Here is a 25,207-nt window from a genome sequence, read left to right on the forward strand (position 1 = left end):
ATTAAAAGGTTTTTTTGATAAACTATATACTTTTAAATTTAAAAGGTTTTTTTATAATGGCACTCATAGACTTACAAAACATTTCCAAACAATACGATATTAAAGTTATTTTAAAAGATGCAAACTTCACTCTTCAAGCTGGTCAAAGAGTTGCAGTTATTGGGCAAAATGGACAAGGAAAATCAACACTTTTCAAAATAATCATGAAAACAGTGGAACCAGATAGCGGTGAAATGGCTATTGATAGAAGTATAAAAATAGAGATGCTAGAACAGCAACCAAAATTTGAAGCAAATTTAAGCGTAAGAGATGCTATTGAAAATCAGCTAGTTGAGTTAAAAAGCGCAAAAAATGAGTATGAAAAAATTACAAATCAACTCTCAACAGATTATGAAAACGAAGAGCTTTTAAGAAAACAAAGCGAACTTGCAACTTTTATTGATTTTCACAATGCTTGGGATTTGGAAAATACAATTGAGAGAGTTTTAGTAGAGTTTGCACTAAAAGAGTATGAACACAAAGATGTAAATATGCTTAGCGGTGGAGAGCAACGGCGTGTTAGTTTAGCTGGTTTGATTTTAAAAAAACCAGATGTTTTACTTCTTGATGAGCCTACAAATCACCTTGATGTTTACATGGTTGAGTTTTTAGAAGAGTTGCTTTTGAAAAACAACTTTACTCTACTTTTTATATCTCATGATAGATATTTTATTGATAATATTGCTACAAATGTAATAGAAGTTGATGGTGGAGAATTAAGAAAATTTAATGGTGGCTACTCTTCATATTTGGAGCAAAAATCACAAATTTTATCAAATTTACAAAAAGAGCATGACAACTTACTTAGACTTGTAAAACAAGAAGCTCACTGGATGCAACATGGAGTAACTGCAAGAAGAAAAAGAAATGAAAGAAGAAAATCTGAATATTTTGATTTAAAACAAAAAGCAAAATCAAATCCTGCGTATATCAAAAAAATGAGCATAGAACTTCAAAGAGAACAAAAATCTTTTAATAGTGAAGAAAAACAACAAAATAAGAAAAAAATGCTTTATGAGCTTGATAATATTTATAAATCTTTAGGAGAAAAAGAGTTAATTAAAGATTTTACAACTAGAATTTTACAAAAAGATACTATTGCAATAGTAGGTCCCAACGGAAGTGGAAAATCAACACTTCTTAAAATATTTATGGAAAAATTAAAAATAGATAAAGGAAGCTTCAAAAAAGGAGATTTTCACATAGGATATTTTGATCAACAAAGAGATATGCTTGATGATGAAAAAACTGTTATGGAGACTTTTTGTCCAAATGGTGGTGATAGAGTTGTGCTTGATGATGGACGAAACTTGCATGTTTTTGGATATTTAAAAAACTTTCTTTTTCCAAAAGAGTATTTAGATAAAAAAGTTGGTGCTTTAAGTGGTGGAGAAAAAAACAGAGTTGCACTTGCCCTACTTTTTACAAAAAGAGTTGATTGTATGATTCTTGATGAACCTACAAATGATTTGGATATTCCAACAATTAATATTTTAGAAGAGTATTTACAAAATTTTCAAGGTGCTTTAGTTTTCGTATCTCACGATAGATATTTTGTAGATAAAATTGCGAAAAAACTATATGTATTTACTGGAAATGGACATATTATGGAAAGTTTTCAACCATATAGTGAATATCTTGAAATCGAAAAAGAGTTAAAAGAACTAGATAATTTAGAATCTTATATAGAAAAAGAGAAAAATAATCCAAAAATAGAAAATTTGCCAAAAAAACAAGTGAAATTGTCATATAAAGACCAAAGAGAATACGATAGTTTACCAAATGAACTAGAAAAAATTGAAGAAAAAATAGCAGAACTAAACAGCTGTTTAGCAGACCCAAAATGTTATGAAAAAATAGGAATTGTAGTACTTTCAAAAGAGCTAGAAGAGACAAAAGCTATTTATGAAGAGAAGGTTGAGAGATTTTTAGAGCTTGAAGAGCTGGTTGAGAGTTTTAATTCTTAAAAAAGTATAATCAAGTTTTAAAAAATTTAAATTTAAAAAAGGAGTTTTACAAATGAGCTTAAAAGAGAAATTAAACGAAGATTTAAAACAAGCAATGAGAGATAAAGAAGTAGTAAAAAGAGACTCTATAAGAGCTATTAATACAATGATTAAACAAATTGAAGTTGATGAAAGAAGAGTTTTAGATGATGCTGAAGTTATAAAACTTGTTCAAAGAGGTATTAAACAAAGAGAAGAGGCAATTTCTCAATATAGTGCTGCTTCAAGAACTGATTTAGTTGAAAAAGAACAAAGCCAAATTGATGTATTTATGATTTATTTACCTAAACAATTAAGCGATGAAGAGCTTGAAGCTGGTATGAAAGATATAATTGAAGAAGTAAAAGCAGAAACTATAAAAGATATGGGAAAAGTTATGGGAGCAGCTTCAAAAAAATTTGCAGGTGTTGCAGATGGAAAAAGAATAAATGAAATGGTAAAAAAATTATTGTCATAATCTTTTTGTGTAAAATTCAAGGAAAAAAATGGATCAATATGCAAACAAATATATAACATTTACAATAAATGATGATAATGGTATAAAACAGATAAAACTAAGAAAAAAGCCTCTTTTTTATACTTTATACACATTTATTGGAATATCTTTTATATTTGTAGCAGCATTTATCTTTATAAATCTTTCTTTAATTCAAATGGATAAAGATAGACTAGATATTGAGCTTGAATTAGTAGAGTTTAAAAGAATAAACGAAGAGCTAAATAATTTAGTTAGTCAAACACAATTAGAACTTCATGAAAAAAATGAAGAGATTAGTGAAGCTACTGATTATTTCAATAAAATGGAAAATATAATAGGAATTCCAACTGAAAATGAGCTTCCGTTAAAACAAAGAGTTGATATTGCAAGACTTAATACAGAAGAAAGAACAACTCTTTTACAACTAATTCCTAGTGGTTTTCCTGTTGAAAATAGAGTTATAAATAGCTATTTTGGATATAGACACCATCCTGTTTTAAATAGAAAAGCTCTTCATATGGGAATTGATTTAAAAGCACCTGTTGGAACGCCTGTTTATGCAACAGCAGATGGAATTGTTGAAACTTCAAGTTTTGATAGATTCAATGGAAATTTAGTAACAATTCAGCATATTTATGGGTTTAAATCATATTATGCCCACTTAAACAAAACTTTGGTAAAATCTGGCTCTTTTGTTAAAAAAGGGGATTTAATAGCATATTCAGGGAATACAGGGATAAGTAGCGGACCTCATTTACACTATGAAATCCGTTTTTTATCAAGATCTCTTGATCCACTTACTTTTGTAATGTGGGACATGAAAAATTATACAGAAATTTTTGAAAAGGAAACAGAAATATCATGGGATTCTTTAATAACAGCAATCAGTCACATCAAAATACAAGATCCGACTCCACAACCACAATTATCACTGCAGGAACAAAAATAACAGGGAATATAAACTTGTCTTGCAATTTGTATATTGATGGTTATTTTGAAGGAAATATAAACTCAGAGCAAGAGATAAATATTGGAAAAAATGGAAAAATAAAAGGAGAAATAACTGCTTTAAGAGTTATTGTTCAAGGATTAGCAGAAGGTTCAATAAATGCAACAAGAGTTGATATTAAACCAGATGGAAAAGTTACAGGTTCAGTTGAATCAGAAGAATTTGTAATTGAAGCAAAAGGAATTTTTGAAGGAAATAGTCTTGTAAAGACAACTTTAAACAGCAAATCAATAGATAAAAAAGAGGATTTTATCAAAACAGAAGATATATAATATAAAAAATTATATTTTATATATTTTTTGGCTATAATCCAAAACTTAGACTTAATTTAGTCTTTTATTTTATAATATTTTTAAAAAAGGGAAATATGAAAAATTTTTTAAGCCAATTAAATGATACTGAATACAATGAAGCAATTTCAAATCAATTAGATACCCCTGAAAAATTAATACAGCTTCTATTAAGACGAATTCATCCAAAAAATGTTGAAGTTATAATAGATATTTTAAAACAAGCTATTACTCCATCTATTAGCTCTGATTTAAATAATATTTCTGATGTTTTATTTGAGCAACTTAAAAAAAATCCAAAAGATATTTTTGAAAAATCAATACAAATACAAATAGAAAAATTAATATTCGAAAGATTTGAAAAAGATAAAAAATTAGTTATTGAAAAAACAGAAGATATATCAAAACTTGTTGTACTTATGGAAGAGTATTTTAATGAAGCTATTTTTAGTAGTGGAAATGGTTCTAAAAAAGTTTTAAATATAAAAGAAAAAATCCAAGCAATAGATGTAACAAAGGGTGGAGTAGAAGTGTTAAGCAAAATACAAAGTGAACTTGTTATTGCTGCTGCTTCTATAGAGCAAGAGATAAATAATGTTACAAACAAACTAGAAAATGGAAAATCTAAAGTAGAAGAATTAGAAGAAAAAATAAATAGTTTGGAAAATGAGCTTAACAAAACAAAACAAGAAAATAGAAAAGATTTTTTAACTCAAGTTCTTACAAGAAAAGCATTTAATGAAGAGATGATAAAAGTTGAAAACTCTTACAGTAGATTAAAAACTCAATATGCAGTAATATTTTTTGATATAGACCATTTTAAAAAAGTAAATGATACTTATGGGCATGAGTGTGGAGATGTAGTTCTTTCAACTTTTGGGAAAATTTTAGACAAAAGTATTAGAGATATAGATTTAATAGCAAGATATGGTGGAGAAGAGTTTATTGCTATTATACATTTTAATCTAGATAGAGAGCTTTTAATGTTATTAAAAAGAATAAAATCAATAGTTACAGAAAATAGCTTTATTTATCAAGATAAAAAACTAAAAATCACTTTTAGTGCTGGAGTTACAATAAGAAATAAATATCCTACATATGATATAGCTCTTCAAAAAGCAGACTCTTTATTATACAAAGCAAAAGATAGTGGAAGAAATAAAATTTTATTAGATAATGGAATCGAGATTTAAAAAAAGTAGAAAAAATCTACTTCTCTTTTCTTATTTTTGTAACTGATTTTCCACCAATAAAGTAGTTATCTGTATTAAGCTCTTCTATTAAAACTACTGCATTTGAAGATGAACGATTAAATATTTTGCTAAAAAGCTCAGTTATACCTTTTGAGAACTCCTCTTTTTGCTCAATAGTAGCTCCACCATCTTCATGTGTCATTTTTACATTTATTACTGGCATTTTATTCCTTTTTTAGTTCAAAGAATTTTTAAATTTTTTTAATTCATCTTCTATACTTGGAACTCTCATAAAATGCTCACCTATTAAAAAAGCATCTGCTCCAAGATTATGAAGCTTTTTTATAACTTCAGTATCACTAACTCCAGATTCAGCAACAATTATTTTACCTTCGGGAATAAGTGGTATTAGCTCCTCGCACAAATTCATATCCATCTCAAAAGTTTTTAAATTTCTATGATTTATTCCTATAATATCTGCTTTGCTTTTTAAAGCTTTAGTCAAATCTTCAAAATCGTGAATTTCAACTAAAACTTCTAAATCCAAACCTCTAGCATAACTATATAACTCATTTAACTCATCTTGACTAAGTGATTTTGCAATTAAAAGTATAAAATCTGCTCCATATATCAAAGCTTCTGCAATTTGGTATTTTGTAAGTATAAAATCTTTCCTTAAAAGTGGAATATTTGTAATACTTTTTATCTCTTTTAAATAATCTAAATTTCCCAAGAAAAAGTGTGGTTCTGTTAATATAGAAATTGCATTTGCACCAAAATCATTATAATCTTTTGCAATTTGAAGATGATTAAAATCTTCTTTTATAATACCTTTACTAGGACTTGCTTTTTTTACTTCTGCAATTATTCGTATAGGTTCATCAATTGAAGATTTTAAAAACTTTTTTACATCTTTTGTAGGAAAATTCCCGTCCGCTATTAAATTTTCAAGCTCATCTAAAGATATTTTTTCTTCTCTTTTTTTTACATCTTCAAGAGTTTTATTATTTATTTTTTCTAGTATCATTATCTTTGCACTCCTTAATTTTTTCCCAATGAATTTTTATCTCTTCATCATTTAAACCTATTTCATCTACAATTAATTTCATATTTTTATATGCATCTTTACAGTTTTTATTCTTATATTCACCCCACGCTAAAGTATCTATAAAAGCAATATTTGTAGGGTCTTGCTCCAGTGCTTTTTTTACCAAAACTAAACCTTTTGGAATATCAATATCATAATCAATCAATAAATATGCCAAATAATTTTGATAAATAGGGTTTGAAGATGTTTTTAAAGATATATTAAACTTCTCAATAACACTTGCTAATACACTATTTTTATCTTCTGCCAACTCAAACTCAATAATAGCTTGTTGTGCCAAATAATCAGGATTTGAATCGTTTGTATATAATTTTTTAAGTAAATCATATGCTTTTTCTGGTTGTTTTGTTCGTTTATAAAGCTCTAAAAGAAAATCATCTTCTAGGTGATTTTCTTCCAAAAATATTATAATATCATTCGCTTCAAAATTTTGAAACATCAAATTTACTGTTTTATTTAATTGCAAAGCATCTTCACTATTTTTATAGTATAAAAACATCTCTTTTAGTAAAGATTGTATTTTCTGTTTGTCATCTAAATGATTATAAAAAGTCAAAAGCTGAAGTGCAATATTAAAATCATATTGACTTTTAGGAAGATAATCTTTAAGATCTTCTATTGCATGTTTTTGTCGATTTAATTGAAAAAACTCTAAACTAGCTTTTGTCTGTACTATTGAGCTTGAAACACCGTATTTTAAAGCTTTATTAAAACTATCATAAGCCTTTTGGAACTCATCTTTTGATATATAAATTGTCCCTAAAAGTTCATAATTTATACTACTTTTATACGAATCTGTAAGAATAAGAGCATTTTTTAGTGATAAATCAAACTCTTGAAGCTTCAAAAGTGCAAAACTATACAATCTTAAAAGTATCTCTTCTTCTTTAATATTTGGTATGAAATATTTTGAAATCTGCTCTTTTATGGCCTGATAATCTTGAAGTTGTGTAGCAATTGTTGCATAAGCAACCAAATATTCATATTTACTTGTATTTAAAAATAGTTTCAAATATATCTCTTTTGCACTATCATAGATTCTTGCATTTTCCATCTCTAAAGCATAAATTATGTAATAGTCCTCTAGTTGAAAACTTTTTTCTTCTACTTTTAAATATTTTCTATTTTCTTTTTCATTGTTTAAATCTGAATCTTTTATAGTACAAGAAACAAAAAAACTTAAAACTACTAATATTATTAAATATTTTTTATGGCTGGGCACTCTTTATATACCTCTTTTTCATTATTTTTAAAATATTCCCAAAATGGAAAAGTCCTACACTGTGTTGGTCTATAATCATAAATAGAGCATTTTCTTTTTTCTAAATCAAAAAAACAGCAAGCAAAACTATTATTTGGTAATTCTACCTCTTTTATGCTATATTTATACCCTACTTTAAAAAGATATTTTTCTCTAAAACTATCTAAAGTGAGTCCTAAATATTTTGATAAAGCTTCAATTTCAACAATATTTATCCAAATATATCCACTTTCACCAATACAACAATTTCCAGCACAACTCTCACAAGCACTAGGGTTAAAAGCAAAATTGTATCCATTTTTCTTTATTAAGTTACTCACAAAAAACCTTTATACTATGTGTTTGAGCCTCTTTGTAAATATTTTGTACAGTTTTTGTAAACTTATTGTTTTCATCAAAAACGATTAAAGGATTTAAAATTTTTACCAAAGATTTAGAATCTTTTTTAGCATAAATCATTACCAAAGTTGCATCTTTTGAATCATTTGGATATACAAATTGTAAAGCTTCAAGGTTCAATTTAAACTCTTTTAAATATAAAACAATATCTGCTAATTGCTTACAATCGTAACAGAAAAAAAATTTTCCATCATTTTTCAAAACTTGTGAAACTTTTTTTATAAAATCTCTCAAAGGCATATAATCATTATATCTTGCAATTTTGATGTTTTCTTTTTCACTTTTTATTACATCACTATGATAAAATGGTGGATTTGATATACAAATATCAAACTTTTTATCAAAATTAAGCTCCAAAAATGAGCCTTTGTGCATTGTTGAAGATATTTTATTTATTTTTGCATTTTTTATTGAAAAAAACTGAAAAATATCTTGAATTTCAACTTGATTTAGATTTGTTTTACTATATCTTTTTGAAAATAAAAGACCTAAAATACCACTTCCACTCCCAATATCAAGAACTTCTCCACTTATATTTTTATATTTTTCCAAAGATTTACAAATAAAACTATATAAAAAATGTGTATCACTATTGTAACAATAACCATTTTGAGGTTGATATAATACCAAAAAGCTTCCTTTTTTAAAATCTTTGGATTATATCTAAATTATTTATAGTTTTCTTTTAATAAAATAAGCTAAATTATAGTAATATTGTTTCCAAAATTATAAAATTTATAAATTTTTATTATATTTAAGTAAAGGAAAATTATGTCAAATGTTGAAGCTCCTTTAAATACACCTGTATGGGTAAATGAGAGTAGATGTAAAGCTTGTGATAGATGTGTATCTGTTTGTCCAGCTGGAGTTCTTGGGATGAGACAAGATATTCACTCAACTTTAGGTTCTATGGCAACTGTTGTACATCCTGAAGCATGTATTGGATGCAATGATTGTGAATTATCTTGCCCTGATTTTGCTATTTTTGTCGCTGATAAAAAAGAGTATAAGTTTTCAAAATTAAGCGATGAAGCAAAGCAAAGACAAGAGAGAATTATAAATAATAGTTATAAAATATTAGATGAAGATAAAAAGGTTTGATTATGTCAAGAGAATTAATATCAACAGGAAATGAATTAGCAGCATTAGCAGCTATTGATTCAAAATGTGAGTTTTTTGGTGGTTATCCAATAACACCATCTAGTGAAATTATGCATACATTATCATCGAAACTACCTGCAATTGGTGGAGTTTGTATGCAAATGGAAGATGAGATTTCTGGGATTTGTGCAAGTCTTGGTGCTGCTATGAGTGGTAAAAGATCAATGACTGCATCAAGTGGACCTGGAATTTCACTAAAATCTGAGAATTTAGGATTAGGTTATATAGCAGAAGTTCCTCTTGTAGTTGTAAATGTAATGAGAGGAGGACCATCAACAGGTCTTCCTACAAGAGTTGCTCAAGGTGATATTTTACAAGCAAAAAATCCAACGCATGGAGATGTAAAATCTATTACTTTAATGCCTGGAAATTTAACTGAGTGTTATACAGAAGTTGTACGAGCTTTTAATCTAGCAGATAGATTTATGCAACCTGTTTTTGTACTTTTAGATGAAACTATTGGGCATATGGCTGGAAAAGTTGTAATTCCACCTTTAAGTGAAATAGAAAAAAATAGAGTTTTTAGAAAAAGATTTGATGGTGATAAAAAAGATTATCTTCCTTATGGTGCTGCACAAGATGAACCTGCAACTTTAAATCCAATGTTTGAAGGTTATAGATACCACTTTACTGGACTTCATCATGGACCAACAGGTCATCCAACAGAAGATGCTGTTGCTTGTAGTGCTTTGATGAGTAGATTATTTAAAAAAGTTGAAAATCATACAAATGAACTTGAATTAAATGAAGAATATATGCTAGAAGATGCTGATATTTTAATTATTGCTTATGGTTCTGTTTCGCTTGGAGCTAAAGAGGCTATTAATCGTCTTAGAAAAGAGGGAATAAAAGCTGGATTATTTAGTCCAAAAACTATTTGGCCAAGTCCTGAAAAAAGAATAAATGAACTTGTAAATAAATTTGATAAAGTTCTAGTTGCAGAGCTTAACATGGGACAATACACTCAAGAGATACAAAGAGTTAGTGGAAGAGCAGATTTTGATACTCTTTTAAAAGCAAACGGAAGACCACTCTCTCCGCTTGAAATAATAGAAAAAGTAAAAGGAATGTAATTATGGCTTTTAACTATGATGAATATTTAAGAACAGATAAAATGCCAACACTTTGGTGTTGGGGATGTGGAGATGGAGTTATATTAAAAGCTCTAATTCGTGCTATTGATAAACTAGGTTGGAATATGGATGATGTTTGTGTTGTTTCTGGAATTGGTTGTTCTGGAAGATTTAGTTCATACATAAATTGTAACACTGTTCATACAACTCATGGAAGAACTCTTCCTTATGCAACTGGAATAAAAATGGCAAATCCAAATAAAAAGGTTATCGTTGTAGGTGGAGATGGAGATGGTCTTGCAATTGGTGGAAATCATACAATTCATGCTGCTAGAAGAAATATTGATTTAACTTATATTTTAATAAACAACTTCATTTATGGACTTACAAACTCTCAAACAAGCCCAACAACTCCAAAAGGTATGTGGACAGCTACAATGGAAAGAGGAAATATAGACCCAACTTTTGACTCTTGTAAACTTGTAGAAGCTGCTGGTGCATCTTTTGTTGCAAGAGAAACTATGATTGATCCAAAAAAACTTGAAAGAACTTTAGTAAAAGCTCTTGAACATAAAGGATTTTCATATTTAGAAGTATTCTCAAATTGTCACGTAAATTTAGGAAGAAAAAATAAAATGGCAAGTGCAACAGCAAACTTAGAGTGGATTGATTCAATCTCTTTGGCAAAAACAAAATTTGATATGTTAGAAGAGAGTCAAAAAGATGGAAAATATCCAACTGGTGTTTTAAAACAAGATGAAAATGCACTTGAATATTGTGAAGCTTATGAAAAAGTAAAAGAAGCACACAAAAATAAAACTATGGTAGAGCTTTAAGGAAATAATATGTCAAATAGAACTTTAATGAGATTTACAGGAGTTGGTGGACAAGGTGTTTTACTAGCAGGTGAAATTTTTGCTGCTGCAAAAATAAGCAATGGTGGATTTGGACTAAAAACAGCAACTTATACTTCACAGGTACGTGGTGGACCAACTGTTGTTGATATTACACTTCAAGATGAAGAGGTTATCTATCCATACGCAAATGATGGAGAGATTGATTTTATGCTTTCTGTTGCTCAAATATCTTTTGATTTATTTAAAAATGGTGTAAAAGATGGTGCAACGATAGTAATTGAACCAAACCTAGTAAGACCAAGCGAAGAAGATAAAAAAAGATGGAATATTATTGAAATACAAATAATTACTATTGCAAAAGAAGAAGTTGGAAATGTTATAACTCAATCTATTTTAGCATTAGCAATAGCAAATTACTTTACAGGAGAAACTATTCCTAAAGAGGTTTTAAGAAGTACAATGCTCTCAAAAATTCCTCCAAAACTTCATGATTTAAACAACAAAGCTTATGATTTAGGTTATAAGTATGCAAAAGAAGCTGATAATAGAAAATAATATATTAAACTAAGAAGTTTTTACTTCTTAGTTATTTTCTTTAGGAATTTTTAGAATATTATTTGATTTACTAAAGGCTATTAAATCTTCAGTAGATTTTATCTTACTAAAATCTATATTTTCTAAACATCTTTCAAAAATAATTTCTGTTGATAATGCGTCAAAATATGCTCTATGATGATTTTGTACATCTATATTTAAAAGTTCTTTTAAAGTACTAAGACCATATTTTTCGGATTTTATACATCTTTTTGATAAATCTATTGTACAAATTTTTCTATTTAAAAGTTTTCCCAAATTATACTTTTCAAAACTATCAGAGATAAAATTATAATCAAATTTAATATCATGAGCTACAAAAACATCATCCCCCAAAAACTCTTTAAACTCTTTTAAAACTTTTTCTAATCTTGGTGCATTTAAAAGCATATTTGGGCTTATATTTGTAACTTCTTGAATAAATATTGGAATCTCTTTTGCAAAAACCAAAGAGTCAAATTTATCTAATATTTGTCCATTTTTATACTTAACTGCTCCTAATTCTATGATTTGATGACCATTTTTTGGGCTTCCACCATTTGTTTCAATATCAACAAAACAAAAAGTTTGTTCAAGTATAGAAGTTTTTGTTGTTTTTAAAAATACAAAATTATCTTTTATATCTATTGGAAATCCATTTATTAATAGTAGCTCAAACTCCAGCTCACTATTTTCATAAAATTTATCACTTATATTTTCTAAAAGCTCTAAAAATTCAGAAAACTCAATTGGCTCTTTTTTTAATCTTCTTACAATATCTAAAAAAGTCTGCTTTTGGGGTTTTAAAATATACTTTCTTTTATGAGATTTCATTTGCAGCTTTCACAAAATCAATCATCTTTTGATTATCTTTTTTACCTTTTTGTTTTTCTACTGCACTACTTACATCAACTCCAAAAAAGTTAAAACCATTTAGCTCTTTTAGATTTTGAGAACTTAATCCACCAGCGAGTATAAATTTAGAACAATCTATATCTTTAAACCAAGAGAGTTCCAATCTTTTTCCAGCTCCACCAAACTCCTGCACAAATGCATCTACTAAATAATAATCATCTTTTAAATTTATTAAATCCTCTTTATTTTTAGCTCTTAATACTTGTAAATATTTAACTTCTAGTTTTAAAAAATCTACTATATTTTCATCATCTATAATTTGAGCTAGTTGCATTTTGCTATCTTTGCAAACTTTATTTATAAAATCTGTTGTCTCATTTACAAAAAGTCCAACAGTTTGTACAAAAGGTGGTAGATTTTCAACTATTTTCAAAGCATCAAGTGGTTCAATATATCTAGGAGATGGTTTATAAAACACAAATCCTAAAGCGGAAGCACCTGCATTTATAGCATTTAATGCATCTTCTAAATTTGTTATTCCACATATTTTTACTCTCATATTTGAAACTCTTATCTTATACTTTTAAACTATCTATAGCTTTTTTATAATCACCACTTCCAAAAATGAAACTACCAGCAACAACAATATCAACTCCAGCATCTTTTAAATCTTTGATGTTTTTATCACTAACTCCACCATCAACCTCTATTAAGCAGTTTGGATTTCTTTTATTTATTAGCTCTTTTAGTTTTTTAACTTTCTCAATTACACTTGGAATAAATTTTTGTCCACCAAAGCCTGGATTTACAGACATTAAAAGTACCATATCTAAATCTTCAATTAAATATTCAATATCTTCAACTTTTGTGTGAGGATTTAGTGTAATTGCAGGACTTATTCCTAAACTTCTTATTTTTTGAATAAGTCTATGTGGATGCTTTTCACTCTCAATATGAAATGATAGATATTTTGGTTTTAGTGGAGCAAATAAATCTACAAAAAAGTTGTTATTTTTAACCATCAAATGAATATCAAGAGGTTTTGTAGAAGCCTTGCTTACAGGTTCAACAACAACTGGACCAATTGTTAAATTTGGTACAAAATGCCCATCCATAACATCAACATGCACTAAATCACAACCAGCTTCACAAATACTTTTTATCTCTTTTTCTAAATTTCCAAAGTCAGCTGATAATATTGAGGGAGCTACGAGCATTTTTTACCTTTTTTTATAAAAATTAGCAAAAATTATACACTATTATCGCTTTTAGATAGTATAAATAAATTTTAGAGTAAAATGCAAATTATTTTAAGGAAAAAATTGAATAAAAAACTAATAATCTTATTTATAGCAACAATATCTTTATGTTTTGGTCAAGATGTTAACTCTATTTATAAAGAAGCAAAAAAGCTAGAAGATAGTGGAGATTACAAATCTGCAATGCTTTTATATAAAAAAATAGCAAATGAGAGCTTTAAAAATTCTTATTTAGAAGAAAATCAAGATTTAGTAGTAAAAGAGATTAAAAAAGAGCCAAAAAAAGAGTTTTTTGAACATAATATAGATAAGTCTGAAGATAAAGAGACAAATAGTAATTTAGAGCAACTAGTTACAAAAGATTTTGGTATTTATCCTTATAAAAAGACCTATTTTTTACCTGCAACTTATACTTCAAATAATATTTCAGACAGAGATAATTTTGAAACTTCTTTTCAAATTAGTTTAGAAAAACCAATTTCTAATGACTTTTTTGGTTTAAATGAGACAATAAGTGTTGCATACACTCAAAAATCATTTTGGCAAACTGCATCTAGTTCTGCCCCATTTCGTGAATCAAACTATGAACCAGAAATTTTTATGCAAATTCCCAATGATGGAAAATATCTAAAACTTTATAAAACATCTTTCCTACACTCTTCAAATGGAAAAGGTGGAGATGATTCAAGATCTTTAAATAGAGCATATCTACAAACTTTTTTCCAATTTAATAATCTTTTTGTATCTCCAAAAGTTTGGTATAGAATCCCTGAAAAAACTAAAGATGATGATATGAAAGATTTTTATAAATATTATGGATACGGAGATATTTCATTTTTGTATGCTTATGGTAAACAAACTTTTGAACTACTTTTAAGAGATAACTTAAGATTAAACAGTTCAAACAAGGGAGCGGCTGAATTTAACTATACTTTTCCACTTCCAGATTTTATATCTTCAAAAAATAGCTATGGTATTTTCCAAATTTTCCATGGATATGGTCATAGTTTGATAGATTATGATAGAGAAATAACAAATATTGGTATTGGAATTACTTTTTCTAGATAGTATAGTAATCGAAAAATATTAAATATTTTAAACATTCAGTTTAATAATACTTGGGGGTATTGGAACAATAATGTCCCCCCCACTATTCTCTATTTACTTGCTAAATTATTTATCATTATTCGCTCTTTTAAACTCCATAATCGCCCTATTTCTTGAGTATGAAATTCCTGCAATTTGCCTTGGATAATTTAGAAAAATATCTTCTTGAACACCATTTTCTGTATGTATAACTTTTGGTGAAATATCTTTTAAATCTTTTAAAACAGTTTTTATAAAAATTGCATCTTTATCAAATTTTTTTGATTGTAAATATGGATTAAAAACTCTAAAATAAGGAACTGAATCAACTCCAGTACTAGCAGCCCACTGCCAAGAACCTATATTTGAACTTGCTTCAAAATCCAAAAGTTTCAAAGCAAAATACTCTTCACCTTTTTTCCAATCAATCAATAAATTTTTTGTCAAATATGAAGATACAACCATTCTTAAACGATTATGCATAAGTCCCGTAAGATTAAGATATTTCATTGAAGCATCTATTATAGGAACACCTGTATTTCCTTCACACCAATTTTTAAAATCATCTTCATTTTGATTCCAATTTACTTTAATTGCATTTAGATTTTCAAATTGTGATTTAGGAAAATGGTATAAAATATAGTTATAAAATTCTCTCCAAAATAGCTCTCTTATAAAAAAATCTATCTCTTTTTTTGGTGCATTCAGACTTTTTATTTTATTAAATAGTGTTCTAGGAGAAATAAGACCAAATCTTAAATGAACACTCAAATTTGAACCAGCATCTAAATAAAAATAGTCTCTATTTTCTTGATAATTTTGAATTTTCTTTGAAAAAATATCTATTAAATCATCTGCGCTTTTATTTAAAAAATCTGGTAAATCTTGCTTTTCAAATCCTAAATCATTTAAAGTAGGACTAAAACTATAATCAAACTTTGATTTTTTTAAATTTTTAGGAGTTTCAAACTCTTTTATATTGTTTGAACTATGCAAAAATTCCAAAGAGTTATAAAAAGCCGTAAATACCTTGTATGGTGTTTTATCAGCTTTTAATACATCATTTGGATAAATCAAAAAAGAGTCCGAATACCTTTTTATTGGCAATATTTTCTCGCACTCTTCATCTCTTTTTTTTGCATAAATATCAAAATCTATTGAAGTTAAAACCTCATCAAACCCTTGATTTTTTAAATCAATAAAAACATCTTTGGGATTTGCATAAAATATTGCTAAATCAAGCCCTATTTTTTGTAAATTATCTTTTAATTCCAAAACACTTTTATATATAAAAGTTACTCTTTTATCATCTTTTGGAAGCTTATTTAATATATTTTTATCAAAAATAAAGATAGGTAGAACCTCATCTTTAGCATTTGCTAAAATCTCACTATCAGCTACTCTTAAATCTCTTCTAAACCATAAAACTTGCTTCATTGTGCTAAATTTTTCAAAGTTTCATCTATATTTTTGTATTTAAAATTAAATCCTAATTCAAGCAATCTTTTAGGAATTGCACTTTGTCCATCACTTAAAACTTTTGCACCTTCACTAAATATTAGTTTTAAAACAAATTCTGGAATAGGAAAAATTGTTGGTCTATTTAAAACTCTTCCTAGTGTCTTTGTAAACTCATAGTTTGTTGTAGGAGTTGGAGCTGTACAGTTAAATACTCCATCAAAATTATTCTCTATTACAAACTTATAAACTTGTATCAAATCTTCTATGTGAATATATGAAAAGTGTTGTTTCCCACTTCCTATAATTCCACCAAGTCCTAGTTTAAAAGGAGTTATCATCTTTTGAAATGCTCCACCATTTTTTCCTAAAACTATTCCAAATCTAAAAATAGCAACTTTTGTACTCTCTTTTTTTGCTTTTTGTGCCTCTTTTTCCCAATTTTGGCAAAGAGTTGATAAAAAATCATTTGAAAAAGAGCCATTTTCATCATATTTAGCATTATTGTCATAAATTCCAACAGCTGAAGTTGATATAAAAAGTTTATCTTTTTTTTCAACTCTATTTAGAGATTCAACAAGTTTTTTTGTAGTATCAAGTCTGCTTGAAATCAAAAGTTTTTTATAACTTTCACTCCATCTATTTATTATATTTGCACCACTTAGATTTATTACAACATCACTAGAGTTTATAAGTTCATCTAGTTTTAAAGAGTTATCTAAAATATCTCTTTTTATTTGAACTACCTTATAGTTTTGTTTTAAAAATAAATCTGTCAAACTTTGTCCAACAAACCCACTTGCACCTGATATTGCAATAGTTTTCATATTTTATCCTCGTATAATTATTTTTACTGAAATCTTGTAGTTTTATAGCTTACTTTTAATTTATGTTTTGTAGCTCTTCCTTGAACTCTTTTTCTCCACATTTTAAAACTACTTCTTTTTAAAAGATCCCTCATCATATTTTTAACTTCATTTTCAGTAAAACCATAAAGCTCTTTTATAATATCAAAAGAGACTCTATCTTGCCATGCCATTTCAACTAATCTATTTTTATCAGTTTCACTAAAAATTAAATTAGTTTTTTTAACAGTCTTTTTTTTATTTATATTAAACTCTCTATTACTATCTTTTTCAAAATACATACCTTACTCCTGTATTGTGTAAATAAGTTTTGACTTATCAAACCCCATATTTGTAATTTTTTCTAACAATTTGTTTAATACATCATCACTAATAGTTTTTTCTCTTGATAAAATCCATAAATACTCTTTTGAAGGAGTTCCAATGATTGCATACTTATAATCTTTATCTAAATCCAAAATCCAATAATCTCCATAAAATGGTCTAAAAAAACTAACCTTTAATTTACTATTTGTATCATCAACATTATATGCAACTGCTTTTGCATCTTTAAACTCATTTGTACTTATTTTTGTACAACTATTTAAAACTTGAATTTTCCCATCATCTCTTAAAGAGTAATTTGCTTTTACATTTTTGCAATCTTTTTGAAACTTATGCTCATATCTTGCAATCTCATACCAATCACCTAGATATTTTTGTAAATCTACTTGTTGTACTGTTTTTAAATCTGTTGCTTGTTTTGTACTACAAGATACAAGAAGAATAGACAATAAAGCTATACAACAAAAACTAACTACTTTTTTCATAATTTTTCCTTATTTTAATTTTAAATTTTCATAAATAGATTTTAAAGCCGCAATAAAATTATAATTGCTATTTAAAGCTTTTGCAACCCTATAATCTTTTATACCATACTCTTTTGCTAACTCTCCATATTCTATCACTAATTCTCCTAAAGTTTCTGAATTATCAACTGTAAAAGATATAGGATAAATAATAACCTTTTTTCCTAACTCTTTTAACTTATCTTCCATATATGGTTGTAACCATTTCATAGGACCAACTCTTGACTGATAGGCAACATCTATTTTTTTGAAATTTATATTTTCTCTTTTTAACTCATCTTTTACAAATTCAACATTTGCCAAAATATGTTTTTGATATAAATCACCCTTATCTATAACTCTTTGAGTCAATCCATGAGCTGAAAAAACCAATTCAAACTCTTCTGCTCTATCATCTTTTAAAGACTCTTTAATTCTATCAACTATTGCTTTATTATAAAATATATTATCATAGTAATAATCTATAGTTTTTATTTTATGCTCAATTTTAAAACTCTTAGCACAAGATATAAAATCTTCAATAGAAGATAAAGTTGTAGTTCTTGAATGATGTGGATACATAGGTATTGCATAAATCTCATCATAATGTTTTATTTTTTCAATAACATCTTTTGCAAAAGGAGATGTATATCTCATCTCATAAAATACATCTGCATCTACAACTTTTTGTAATCTTCTTACTAATCTTTTTGTATATCCAACTATTGGAGAAATTCCACCTAATTGTCTATAGTTCTCTTTTGCTATATTTAATCTTTTATATATAATTAATTTTGCAATTAAGGCTCTAATTGGTTGAGGAGCACCTATAATATATTTGTCATTAAACATATTTTTCAAAAACACTTCAACTTCATCAAGGTTGTTTGGTCCACCCATATTCATTAAAACTATTGCTCTTTTCAAAATTTTTCCTAATTTTTATTGAAATTTATAATATATGAAAGATTTTTTGTAGCTCTTTTTTGTTAGTTGATATTTAATTTAAAAAATAAGGAATAAACTAACACATAAAGAGTACAAACAAACAGTTAAAATAAATAAAATCAGTTTATGAAAACATTTATCCTTTACCCAAACCAACTATTTAAAAATTTATCAAACTTTGCAAACAAAAAAGTGCTTTTAATAGAAGAGCCACTATTTTTTACTCAATATGATTTTCATATTCAAAAACTTGTGCTTCATAGAGCTAGTATGAAGTTTTATGAGAGTTTTTTAAAACAAAACAATACTTTAGTTGAGTATTTTGAAGATGAGAGTTATCTTGAAATTTATAAAAATGAAGAGATTTTTATATATGAACTTTTTGATAACTATTTGGAGAAAAAAGTTTATAAAAACTTTTCAAATATAACAACAATTAAAAATCCAAACTTCATAAACCCAAAAGATAAAAACAAGTTTTTGCATAAGTTTTATATAAATAGAAGAAAAGAGTTAGATATTTTTATGCAAAATGGAAAACCTCTTTTTGATAAATATAGTTTTGATGAAGACAATAGAAAAAAACTTCGAAAAGAGATAAAAATTCCACCAACTTTGACATATGAAAATAGTTTTATAAAAGAGGCAAAAGAGTATTGCAAAAAGTTTAAAAGTGTTGGGGTTTGTGAATATTTCTATTATCCTACAACTTTTGAAGAAGCCTCTTTGCAACTAAACTACTTTTTAAAAGAAAAATTTGAGAATTTTGGCTTCTATCAAGATGCAATCACAAAAGATACAAAACAATCTTTTTTATTTCATTCAAATATTTCAAGTAGTTTAAATATTGGTTTACTTGATTTAAAGGAGTTAATAGAAAAAATAGTAAATTTTGAGGCACCTTATAATGCAAAAGAGGGATTTATAAGACAAATTATAGCTTGGCGTGAGTTTATGCTAAGAGTTTATGAAGATGACGGAGTAAAACTTAGAAATTCAAACTTCTTTGAGTTTAAAAATCCTATGCCTAAAAAGATAATTGAAGGAAAAAGTGGAATAAAACCACTTGATGATGCTATGAAAAAACTAAACCTCACAGCTTATAATCACCATATAGAAAGGCTTATGATTTTAGGAAATATATTTTTATTACTTGAAATCAAACCAAATGAGGTTTATGAGTTTTTTATGAAAAACTATATTGATGCTTATGATTGGGTGATGGTTGGAAATGTTTATGGAATGAGTGGTTTTAGTGATGGTGGAAGCATAACTACAAAACCATATATAGCAAGTTCAAACTATCTTTTAAAGATGAGTGATTATAGTAAAAATGAGAGTTGGTGTGAAATTTTGGATGCACTTTACTGGAGATTTTTATATAAATACTCTTTTAAATTTGATAAAAATCCAAGAATGAAGATGCAAATAGCACTTTTAAATAAAATGAGTAAAGAGAAGTTAGAAAATCATCTTTTAGTTGCACAAAAGTTTATAGATGAAACTTTTATTGCAAATTGACATATTTTTGGAAGAAAAAATTTATTTAAAGTAAAATTACAAAATGAAAAATGATATATATGAAAAAATGGAAATTTTAGCCAATAGTGCAAAATATGATGTATCTTGCAGTTCAAGTGGAGTTGAAACAAGCTTCAAAAAAGGGGAACTTGGAGCAACTCACACAAGTGGAATTTGCCACACTTTCACACCTGATGGCAGATGCGTATCACTTTTAAAAGTACTACTTACAAATATTTGTATCTATGATTGTGCATATTGCATAAATCGTGTTTCAAATGATATTCCAAGAGCTGTTTTTTCTCCAAGAGAACTTGCAGACATTACGATTAACTTTTACAAAAGAAACTATATAGAAGGACTTTTTTTAAGTTCAGGCATTGTAAAAGATGAAGATCACACTATGACTTTGATTTTAAAAGCTTTGAAAATTTTGCGATATGAGTATAAATTTAACGGTTACATTCATATAAAATTAATTCCTGGTTGCTCTATGGAGTTAGTTGAAGAGATTGTAAAACTAGCAAATAGAGTAAGCTCAAATATAGAGCTTCCAAGTGATAAATCCCTTAAACTTTTAGCTCCTAATAAAACAAAAGAGAAAGTCTTACAACCACTAAAATTTGCACGAGATTTAAGCCTAGCAAAAGAGCAAAAACCAATAGGAATGAGCACACAACTAATCGTTGGAGCAACACCTGAAAGCGATAGAGATATACTTAAACTTAGCTCCGCTTTATATGATAAAGCTTTGTTAAAAAGGGTTTATTATAGTGCTTATATTCCTGTAAACAATGACAAAAATCTTCCATCAATTGTTACAAAACCACCACTTTTAAGGGAACATCGACTTTATCAAGCTGATTGGTTGCTTAGATTTTATGATTTTTCTTGGGATGAGATAGTTACAGATGAGTTTCCAAATCTTGATGAAGAGCTTGATCCAAAAACTTTTTGGGCATTAAACAACCTAAAATATTTTCCTATGGAAATAAATACAGCTTCAAAAGAGGAGCTTCTTAGAATTCCAGGAATTGGAGCTAGAGGAGTTATGAAGATTTTAAGTGCTAGAAGATTTAAGAAATTAAGCTTTGATGATCTGAAAAAACTAAAAATTTCAATTAAAAAGGCTAAGTTTTTTATCACTTGCAATAAAGATTTTCAAAGACAAGTTCCATTTTATAGGGAAAACCTCAAACTTGCACTTATAAAACCAGAACCAAAAAAACTGGTTCAAGCTTCACTTTTTGATTATAGTTCAATTACAGGTGAAATATGATTTTACTTTATGATGGAACTTTTGAGGGATTTTTATCTTTGGTTTATGAGGTTTATTATAAAAAATTAAAACCTATAAAGATATATAAAACTCTTCCAAATGAGATGATTTTTGAAGAGATTTTAGAAATAAACACTTCAAAACATGATGCTACAAAAGTTTTAAATGCCATAAAAACAAAATTTCCAAATGAGTTAATTCAAAGGATTTTAAATATTTTTATGTGTGATTCAAAAGAATTTGAACTCTATTTATTAGAGTATATTATTATTGGTTTTAAAGAATCAAAACAACTATACAATATCAATAACTCTTGCGTTTTTTATATAAATAATCTTGAAAAAGAGTTATTTAGAAATGTACATAAAATGACAGGTTTTGTAAGATTTGAAGAGTTAGATGATAAGAGTTTGTATGCCAAAGTTGAATCAAAATTTAATCTTGTCTATTTTTTGGGAAAACATTTTCTAAAAAGATTTAACAACCAAAATTTTATAATTCATGATATAAATAGAAAATTAGCTTTTGTAAAAATGCAAAATGATTTTTCAGTTCAAGAGGTTGCTTTTTTTGATGAACCAAATTATTCATCAAGTGAGCAAAAGTTTCAAAAACTATGGAAAAGTTTTTTTAGTGCAGTTGCAATAAACGAAAGAATAAACCCAAAGCTTCAAAGACAGATGGTACCACTTTTATATAGAACTTATATGAGTGAATTTAAAAATTAAACTATTTTATAAACCAAACTCTTAAAAACCCAAAAGAGACCAAAACCAAAGCTAGATTTTTTAAATTATCATCATAAAACATCAAAAATATTCCAAATAAAATAAATGAAAAAGATTTTAAATAAGAGCCAAAATACTCTTTTAAATCTTTTTTTATAAACTCTAGTTGCTCTTTGTTTATTTGTACTTCAAGCTCACCTTTTGAACCTTTTGCAACTAGTTGTTTTAGGTTTTTTATAAATTTTGGAAGTGACTCTAACTCATCTAAAACTATTTGTGAAATTGTAGTTTTAATTCCTAAAGCTTTTGGAAGATTATCTTTTAAGATTGGTAAAATATCTTTTACACCATTAAAATTTTCTATATAAGTTGTGCCTAATCCTTCAATTATTGCACTAACTCTTAGAATATAAACAGCATCGCTTGGAAGTTTAAAAGGTAAATCTCTAGTGCTTTCCAAAACTTCAAATGCTAGTTTTTGCATAGATTCACTAGATAAATTATCATTTGAGAAAATATCAAACATCTTTTGACTAAACTCAACCATTAAACTTTCAGGTGCTTCATAACTAATAGTTCCAAGTTTTTTATTTGCTCTTACAAATGTTTCAAAATCACCTCTGTTTGCACCATCAATTAGCTCAATTATCGCAACTCTTGAGTCATTTGGTATATTTTTAACCATTCCAAAATCAAGTAATATTAAGTCTCCATTTGTATTTACAAGCAAGTTTCCAGGATGAGGATCGGCATGAAAATATCCATTTATTAGCATCTGCTGTGTGTAAAAATTTACAAGTTTTGAGATAATTTGTTTAAAATCAATATCATATTTTTCTAAAGAAGTTTTATCATCAAATCTAAAACCATCCATAAAAGTCATAACTATAGCACTTTGAGAGCAAAACTCTTCAAAAGGTTTTGGAAATAAAATATCACTATCTTTATATACAGTAGAAAACTTTTTTAAATTCTCAAGCTCTATTGTAAGATTCGTTTCATCTTTTATCATAGATGAAAACTCATTTATAACTGCATCAATTGAGTTTTTTGTATAGTATGAGAAGAGTGGTCTAAAAAGTTTGTTAAAAAAGTTTAATATTTTTATATCAACTCTTACTTGTTTTTCAATATTTTTTCTTCTAAGTTTTACTGCAACTTTTGTATCATCTTGCAAATGAGCAATATGAACTTGACCAATAGAAGCACTTGCAATTGGTTCATTTTCAAACTTTTTAAAACACTCTTTTTTGAAAGATTCTTTAAAAACATCTTCAAAATCAGCTTTAGACATTTTTGGAAGCTTATCGTGAAGCTCTTTTAACTCATCTAAATACTCTTTTGAGAAAAAATCAGATCTAGTTGCTAAAACTTGTGCAAGTTTTATAAAACTAGCTCCTAAATAAAATATTGTCTCTTTTAGTTTTTTTGGATTTAAAGCTTTAACAAATAAAAAGCTATCTCTTTTTTTAATAAGTAAAAAAAGAGATAGTAAAAATCTAAATATTAAATAGACTCTAAAAGGTGAAAAAAGTTTAAAATAGATATAAAAAGTTTTTATTTTAAATCCTCTTTTAACTTCTCTAAATCAGCTTTTGTAGCAACTCCTAATTCATCTAAAACCTCTTTAAACATATCTTTTATCTTAGTTTTAATTCGCTCATCTTCATCTTTTCCTTTTTGCTCTAAAGATTCCAAAAAGCTCTTTGCATCACTAGTTTTAATTTTTCCTTTTTCCTCAAGAGTTTTTAACTCCTCTTCAACTCGCTCTTTTAAAAGTAACGCTCCACCAAGTCCTGTAAATAAAATCTCTTTTAACATTTTTAACTCCTTAAAAATTAATTTTTCTAATTGGCTCCGAAGATGGCTTTGCAAAGTAGTAACCTTGAACCAATGAAGCACCATTGTCTTTTAAGTATAAATACTCCTCTTTAGTCTCAATTCCTTCTGCTAAAACAACAATATTATTCTCTTTTGCAATATTTACAATTGCTGTAAAAACAGATTGATTTGCCTTGTTTTTATCAATATCTTTTATAATTTCTCTATCTACTTTTACAATATCAGGCAGAAGTTGAACAATCATATTTAAAGAGGAGTATCCACTTCCAACATCATCTAAAGCTACCATAAAACCTTTTGATTTATAAAAATTTAAAATATTTTTTAAGTGTTCAATATCTTCTATATTTTCACTCTCAACAACTTCAAATATAATATTTTTTGGATCAAACTCTAAAGAATTTGCCCATTTTACAGTAGATTGTAAACAGTGATTTGGATCATAAATTGCTGTTGGAATAAAGTTTATAAAAACCTTTGCTCTAATATTTTTAATAGCAGCAGTTTTTAGTGAACTCTCTCTGCAAGCTCTATCTAAATAAAAAAGCATATCTCCATCTTTTGCCCAAGTAAAAAGCTTATCTGGATAAACCAATGTTCCATCTTCGTTTACACCTCTTGCAAGAGTTTCATAACCATAAATTGTATTAGTTTTTACATCTAAAATTGGTTGAAAATGTGCTGTTAATCCACCTTTTGAAAGTAAAGATGAAAGCTCTTGAGCAGAGATTTGATTTTTATATTTCTCTAAACTCTTTACATTTTTAATTTTTGAGTAATCAAGTTTTTCATTTTCACTTAAACTAAGAATATAAATAGCTTCTCTTTCATGTTTTTTAAATATATTTTTTGAAAGAAGATTAGTTAAAAAATCAATCAAAGAAGAAGTTTTAACAACAACAGTTAAACTATCTTCTTTTAAATAATTAATACCGCTATCATCTAAAAAATCTCTAAATTTTTTAGATAACTCAATAACCTCAAAACCAAAAATTAGATTCGACTCACTATCTTTTAATATTGGTAAAGTTTGACACTTTACACAAGATGATGTAGGCATATTTACTCCTCTTTTTTTAAAATTTTAATAG

The 25,207-nt window shown here is 27.1% G+C and carries 29 protein-coding genes; 13 read left to right on the forward strand and 16 right to left on the reverse strand.

Going from position 1 to position 25,207, the window contains the following annotated elements; all coding sequences use genetic code 11:
• Positions 1 to 56 precede the first annotated feature (56 nt).
• The 5 genes from abc-f to CJ670_RS07620 all read left to right on the forward strand — a co-directional run bounded on the left by abc-f (position 57) and on the right by CJ670_RS07620 (position 5,015).
• Entirely contained in the window at positions 57 to 2,006 is a 1,950-nt protein-coding gene (gene abc-f, locus CJ670_RS07600) for a ribosomal protection-like ABC-F family protein (protein ID WP_105939614.1), read from the forward strand.
• 52 nt (positions 2,007 to 2,058) lie between these two features.
• Entirely contained in the window at positions 2,059 to 2,502 is a 444-nt protein-coding gene (locus tag CJ670_RS07605) for a GatB/YqeY domain-containing protein (protein WP_105910716.1), read from the forward strand.
• Positions 2,503 to 2,530: 28 nt separating this feature from the next.
• Positions 2,531 to 3,472: a M23 family metallopeptidase gene (locus CJ670_RS07610; protein WP_105939514.1), complete on the forward strand. Its 942-nt coding sequence runs from the start codon at positions 2,531 to 2,533 to the stop codon at positions 3,470 to 3,472.
• A gap of 14 nt (positions 3,473 to 3,486) precedes the next feature.
• Positions 3,487 to 3,804, forward strand: coding sequence for a polymer-forming cytoskeletal protein (locus tag CJ670_RS07615; protein ID WP_245391663.1), 318 nt, complete (start codon positions 3,487 to 3,489; stop codon positions 3,802 to 3,804).
• A gap of 95 nt (positions 3,805 to 3,899) precedes the next feature.
• Positions 3,900 to 5,015, forward strand: coding sequence for a GGDEF domain-containing protein (locus tag CJ670_RS07620; protein ID WP_105939515.1), 1,116 nt, complete (start codon positions 3,900 to 3,902; stop codon positions 5,013 to 5,015).
• A 16-nt stretch (positions 5,016 to 5,031) separates the two neighbouring features.
• On the opposite strand, the gene CJ670_RS07625 is transcribed toward CJ670_RS07620, so the two are convergent.
• The 5 genes from CJ670_RS07625 to CJ670_RS07645 are packed head-to-tail and all read right to left on the reverse strand — an operon-like array spanning position 5,032 to position 8,413.
• Entirely contained in the window at positions 5,032 to 5,238 is a 207-nt protein-coding gene (locus tag CJ670_RS07625) for a tautomerase family protein (RefSeq protein WP_105939516.1), read from the reverse strand.
• A 12-nt stretch (positions 5,239 to 5,250) separates the two neighbouring features.
• The gene (gene trpC, locus CJ670_RS07630; RefSeq protein ID WP_105939517.1) at positions 5,251 to 6,042 is read right to left on the reverse strand and encodes an indole-3-glycerol phosphate synthase TrpC; all 792 of its coding nucleotides are present in this window, start codon (positions 6,040 to 6,042) and stop codon (positions 5,251 to 5,253) included.
• A complete protein-coding gene (locus tag CJ670_RS07635; protein WP_105939518.1) occupies positions 6,020 to 7,345 on the reverse strand; it encodes a tetratricopeptide repeat protein in 1,326 nt (441 codons plus the stop codon). Before CJ670_RS07635 ends, trpC begins: the two co-directional genes overlap by 23 nt.
• Positions 7,321 to 7,704 (reverse strand): YkgJ family cysteine cluster protein, encoded by a 384-nt coding sequence (locus CJ670_RS07640; protein WP_105939519.1) that lies wholly within the window; start codon positions 7,702 to 7,704, stop codon positions 7,321 to 7,323. Before CJ670_RS07640 ends, CJ670_RS07635 begins: the two co-directional genes overlap by 25 nt.
• Positions 7,697 to 8,413: a tRNA1(Val) (adenine(37)-N6)-methyltransferase gene (locus tag CJ670_RS07645; RefSeq protein ID WP_105939520.1), complete on the reverse strand. Its 717-nt coding sequence runs from the start codon at positions 8,411 to 8,413 to the stop codon at positions 7,697 to 7,699. The genes CJ670_RS07640 and CJ670_RS07645 overlap by 8 nt, the downstream gene beginning before the upstream one ends.
• 141 nt (positions 8,414 to 8,554) lie before the next feature.
• On the opposite strand from CJ670_RS07645, the gene CJ670_RS07650 reads away from it, so the two are divergent.
• Genes CJ670_RS07650 through CJ670_RS07665 form a run of 4 tightly spaced genes read left to right on the forward strand, consistent with a single transcriptional unit; the run spans position 8,555 to position 11,429 of the window.
• A complete protein-coding gene (locus CJ670_RS07650) occupies positions 8,555 to 8,884 on the forward strand; it encodes a 4Fe-4S binding protein (RefSeq protein WP_105915171.1) in 330 nt (109 codons plus the stop codon).
• A 2-nt stretch (positions 8,885 to 8,886) separates the two neighbouring features.
• Positions 8,887 to 10,017 carry a 2-oxoglutarate synthase subunit alpha gene (locus CJ670_RS07655; protein ID WP_105939521.1) on the forward strand — a complete coding sequence of 377 codons (1,131 nt, stop codon included), beginning with the start codon at positions 8,887 to 8,889 and terminating at the stop codon, positions 10,015 to 10,017.
• Positions 10,018 to 10,019: 2 nt separating this feature from the next.
• Entirely contained in the window at positions 10,020 to 10,853 is an 834-nt protein-coding gene (locus CJ670_RS07660) for a 2-oxoglutarate ferredoxin oxidoreductase subunit beta (protein ID WP_105917247.1), read from the forward strand.
• Positions 10,854 to 10,862: 9 nt separating this feature from the next.
• On the forward strand, positions 10,863 to 11,429 hold the full coding sequence (locus tag CJ670_RS07665) for a 2-oxoacid:acceptor oxidoreductase family protein (protein ID WP_105910728.1): 567 nt from the start codon (positions 10,863 to 10,865) through the stop codon (positions 11,427 to 11,429).
• A gap of 27 nt (positions 11,430 to 11,456) precedes the next feature.
• Here CJ670_RS07665 and CJ670_RS07670 read toward each other — a convergent pair whose 3' ends face one another.
• From CJ670_RS07670 to rpe, 3 genes are read right to left on the reverse strand one after another with little or no spacing between them, the layout of a single operon-like run.
• Positions 11,457 to 12,281 (reverse strand): 3'-5' exonuclease, encoded by an 825-nt coding sequence (locus tag CJ670_RS07670; protein ID WP_105910729.1) that lies wholly within the window; start codon positions 12,279 to 12,281, stop codon positions 11,457 to 11,459.
• Complete coding sequence (locus tag CJ670_RS07675; protein WP_105939522.1) at positions 12,268 to 12,861, reverse strand: phosphoribosylanthranilate isomerase; 594 nt, start codon at positions 12,859 to 12,861, stop codon at positions 12,268 to 12,270. The genes CJ670_RS07670 and CJ670_RS07675 overlap by 14 nt, the downstream gene beginning before the upstream one ends.
• A 16-nt stretch (positions 12,862 to 12,877) precedes the next feature.
• On the reverse strand, positions 12,878 to 13,519 hold the full coding sequence (gene rpe / locus CJ670_RS07680; protein WP_105939523.1) for a ribulose-phosphate 3-epimerase: 642 nt from the start codon (positions 13,517 to 13,519) through the stop codon (positions 12,878 to 12,880).
• Positions 13,520 to 13,624: 105 nt separating this feature from the next.
• Here rpe and CJ670_RS07685 point away from each other — a divergent pair, with 105 nt between their 5' ends.
• Positions 13,625 to 14,629 (forward strand): phospholipase A, encoded by a 1,005-nt coding sequence (locus CJ670_RS07685; RefSeq protein ID WP_207763620.1) that lies wholly within the window; start codon positions 13,625 to 13,627, stop codon positions 14,627 to 14,629.
• Between the two features lie 105 nt (positions 14,630 to 14,734).
• Here the strand turns inward: CJ670_RS07685 and CJ670_RS07690 are convergent, their stop codons facing one another.
• Genes CJ670_RS07690 through hemH form a run of 5 tightly spaced genes read right to left on the reverse strand, consistent with a single transcriptional unit; the run spans position 14,735 to position 18,725 of the window.
• Positions 14,735 to 16,084 carry a cryptochrome/photolyase family protein gene (locus tag CJ670_RS07690; protein WP_105939525.1) on the reverse strand — a complete coding sequence of 450 codons (1,350 nt, stop codon included), beginning with the start codon at positions 16,082 to 16,084 and terminating at the stop codon, positions 14,735 to 14,737.
• The gene (locus CJ670_RS07695; RefSeq protein ID WP_105939526.1) at positions 16,081 to 16,932 is read right to left on the reverse strand and encodes a TIGR01777 family oxidoreductase; all 852 of its coding nucleotides are present in this window, start codon (positions 16,930 to 16,932) and stop codon (positions 16,081 to 16,083) included. The genes CJ670_RS07690 and CJ670_RS07695 overlap by 4 nt, the downstream gene beginning before the upstream one ends.
• A gap of 23 nt (positions 16,933 to 16,955) precedes the next feature.
• Positions 16,956 to 17,252, reverse strand: coding sequence for a TIGR03643 family protein (locus CJ670_RS07700; RefSeq protein WP_105939527.1), 297 nt, complete (start codon positions 17,250 to 17,252; stop codon positions 16,956 to 16,958).
• Positions 17,253 to 17,255: 3 nt separating this feature from the next.
• Positions 17,256 to 17,780 carry a lipocalin family protein gene (locus CJ670_RS07705; protein WP_105939528.1) on the reverse strand — a complete coding sequence of 175 codons (525 nt, stop codon included), beginning with the start codon at positions 17,778 to 17,780 and terminating at the stop codon, positions 17,256 to 17,258.
• A 9-nt stretch (positions 17,781 to 17,789) separates the two neighbouring features.
• Positions 17,790 to 18,725, reverse strand: a complete 936-nt coding sequence (gene hemH, locus CJ670_RS07710; protein WP_105939529.1) for a ferrochelatase — start codon at positions 18,723 to 18,725, stop codon at positions 17,790 to 17,792.
• A gap of 147 nt (positions 18,726 to 18,872) precedes the next feature.
• Between hemH and CJ670_RS07715 the strand changes: the two genes are divergently transcribed.
• The 3 genes from CJ670_RS07715 to CJ670_RS07725 are packed head-to-tail and all read left to right on the forward strand — an operon-like array spanning position 18,873 to position 22,274.
• Positions 18,873 to 20,267, forward strand: coding sequence for a cryptochrome/photolyase family protein (locus CJ670_RS07715; RefSeq protein ID WP_105939530.1), 1,395 nt, complete (start codon positions 18,873 to 18,875; stop codon positions 20,265 to 20,267).
• A 43-nt stretch (positions 20,268 to 20,310) separates the two neighbouring features.
• Entirely contained in the window at positions 20,311 to 21,546 is a 1,236-nt protein-coding gene (locus tag CJ670_RS07720) for a putative DNA modification/repair radical SAM protein (protein ID WP_105939531.1), read from the forward strand.
• Complete coding sequence (locus CJ670_RS07725; RefSeq protein ID WP_105939532.1) at positions 21,543 to 22,274, forward strand: TIGR03915 family putative DNA repair protein; 732 nt, start codon at positions 21,543 to 21,545, stop codon at positions 22,272 to 22,274. Before CJ670_RS07720 ends, CJ670_RS07725 begins: the two co-directional genes overlap by 4 nt.
• Position 22,275: 1 nt before the next feature.
• Here CJ670_RS07725 and CJ670_RS07730 read toward each other — a convergent pair whose 3' ends face one another.
• The 3 genes from CJ670_RS07730 to CJ670_RS07740 all read right to left on the reverse strand — a co-directional run bounded on the left by CJ670_RS07730 (position 22,276) and on the right by CJ670_RS07740 (position 25,176).
• On the reverse strand, positions 22,276 to 23,661 hold the full coding sequence (locus CJ670_RS07730; protein WP_425352278.1) for an ABC1 kinase family protein: 1,386 nt from the start codon (positions 23,659 to 23,661) through the stop codon (positions 22,276 to 22,278).
• Between the two features lie 170 nt (positions 23,662 to 23,831).
• Positions 23,832 to 24,095, reverse strand: a complete 264-nt coding sequence (locus CJ670_RS07735; protein WP_105939534.1) for a hypothetical protein — start codon at positions 24,093 to 24,095, stop codon at positions 23,832 to 23,834.
• 10 nt (positions 24,096 to 24,105) lie between these two features.
• Entirely contained in the window at positions 24,106 to 25,176 is a 1,071-nt protein-coding gene (locus CJ670_RS07740) for an EAL domain-containing protein (protein ID WP_105939535.1), read from the reverse strand.
• Positions 25,177 to 25,207: the final 31 nt, after the last annotated feature.

Origin of the sequence: Arcobacter cryaerophilus gv. crypticus, assembly GCF_002993025.1 — a bacterium.
Classification (GTDB): domain Bacteria; phylum Campylobacterota; class Campylobacteria; order Campylobacterales; family Arcobacteraceae; genus Aliarcobacter; species Aliarcobacter cryaerophilus_B.

Excerpts from the sequence above, each read along its gene's own strand:
- CJ670_RS07720 (WP_105939531.1), top strand. The coding sequence starts at position 20,311 with ATGAAAAATGATATATATGAAAAAATGGAAATTTTAGCCAATAGTGCA.
- CJ670_RS07725 (WP_105939532.1), top strand. The coding sequence starts at position 21,543 with ATGATTTTACTTTATGATGGAACTTTTGAGGGATTTTTATCTTTGGTT.
- CJ670_RS07625 (WP_105939516.1), bottom strand. The coding sequence starts at position 5,238 with ATGCCAGTAATAAATGTAAAAATGACACATGAAGATGGTGGAGCTACT.
- CJ670_RS07700 (WP_105939527.1), bottom strand. The coding sequence starts at position 17,252 with ATGTATTTTGAAAAAGATAGTAATAGAGAGTTTAATATAAATAAAAAA.
- trpC (WP_105939517.1), bottom strand. The coding sequence starts at position 6,042 with ATGATACTAGAAAAAATAAATAATAAAACTCTTGAAGATGTAAAAAAA.
- CJ670_RS07670 (WP_105910729.1), bottom strand. The coding sequence starts at position 12,281 with ATGAAATCTCATAAAAGAAAGTATATTTTAAAACCCCAAAAGCAGACT.
- CJ670_RS07620 (WP_105939515.1), top strand. The coding sequence starts at position 3,900 with ATGAAAAATTTTTTAAGCCAATTAAATGATACTGAATACAATGAAGCA.
- CJ670_RS07610 (WP_105939514.1), top strand. The coding sequence starts at position 2,531 with ATGGATCAATATGCAAACAAATATATAACATTTACAATAAATGATGAT.
- abc-f (WP_105939614.1), top strand. The coding sequence starts at position 57 with ATGGCACTCATAGACTTACAAAACATTTCCAAACAATACGATATTAAA.
- CJ670_RS07650 (WP_105915171.1), top strand. The coding sequence starts at position 8,555 with ATGTCAAATGTTGAAGCTCCTTTAAATACACCTGTATGGGTAAATGAG.
- CJ670_RS07660 (WP_105917247.1), top strand. The coding sequence starts at position 10,020 with ATGGCTTTTAACTATGATGAATATTTAAGAACAGATAAAATGCCAACA.
- rpe (WP_105939523.1), bottom strand. The coding sequence starts at position 13,519 with ATGCTCGTAGCTCCCTCAATATTATCAGCTGACTTTGGAAATTTAGAA.
- CJ670_RS07665 (WP_105910728.1), top strand. The coding sequence starts at position 10,863 with ATGTCAAATAGAACTTTAATGAGATTTACAGGAGTTGGTGGACAAGGT.
- CJ670_RS07605 (WP_105910716.1), top strand. The coding sequence starts at position 2,059 with ATGAGCTTAAAAGAGAAATTAAACGAAGATTTAAAACAAGCAATGAGA.
- CJ670_RS07735 (WP_105939534.1), bottom strand. The coding sequence starts at position 24,095 with ATGTTAAAAGAGATTTTATTTACAGGACTTGGTGGAGCGTTACTTTTA.
- CJ670_RS07675 (WP_105939522.1), bottom strand. The coding sequence starts at position 12,861 with ATGAGAGTAAAAATATGTGGAATAACAAATTTAGAAGATGCATTAAAT.
- CJ670_RS07705 (WP_105939528.1), bottom strand. The coding sequence starts at position 17,780 with ATGAAAAAAGTAGTTAGTTTTTGTTGTATAGCTTTATTGTCTATTCTT.
- CJ670_RS07715 (WP_105939530.1), top strand. The coding sequence starts at position 18,873 with ATGAAAACATTTATCCTTTACCCAAACCAACTATTTAAAAATTTATCA.
- CJ670_RS07695 (WP_105939526.1), bottom strand. The coding sequence starts at position 16,932 with ATGAAAACTATTGCAATATCAGGTGCAAGTGGGTTTGTTGGACAAAGT.
- CJ670_RS07690 (WP_105939525.1), bottom strand. The coding sequence starts at position 16,084 with ATGAAGCAAGTTTTATGGTTTAGAAGAGATTTAAGAGTAGCTGATAGT.
- CJ670_RS07740 (WP_105939535.1), bottom strand. The coding sequence starts at position 25,176 with ATGCCTACATCATCTTGTGTAAAGTGTCAAACTTTACCAATATTAAAA.
- CJ670_RS07655 (WP_105939521.1), top strand. The coding sequence starts at position 8,887 with ATGTCAAGAGAATTAATATCAACAGGAAATGAATTAGCAGCATTAGCA.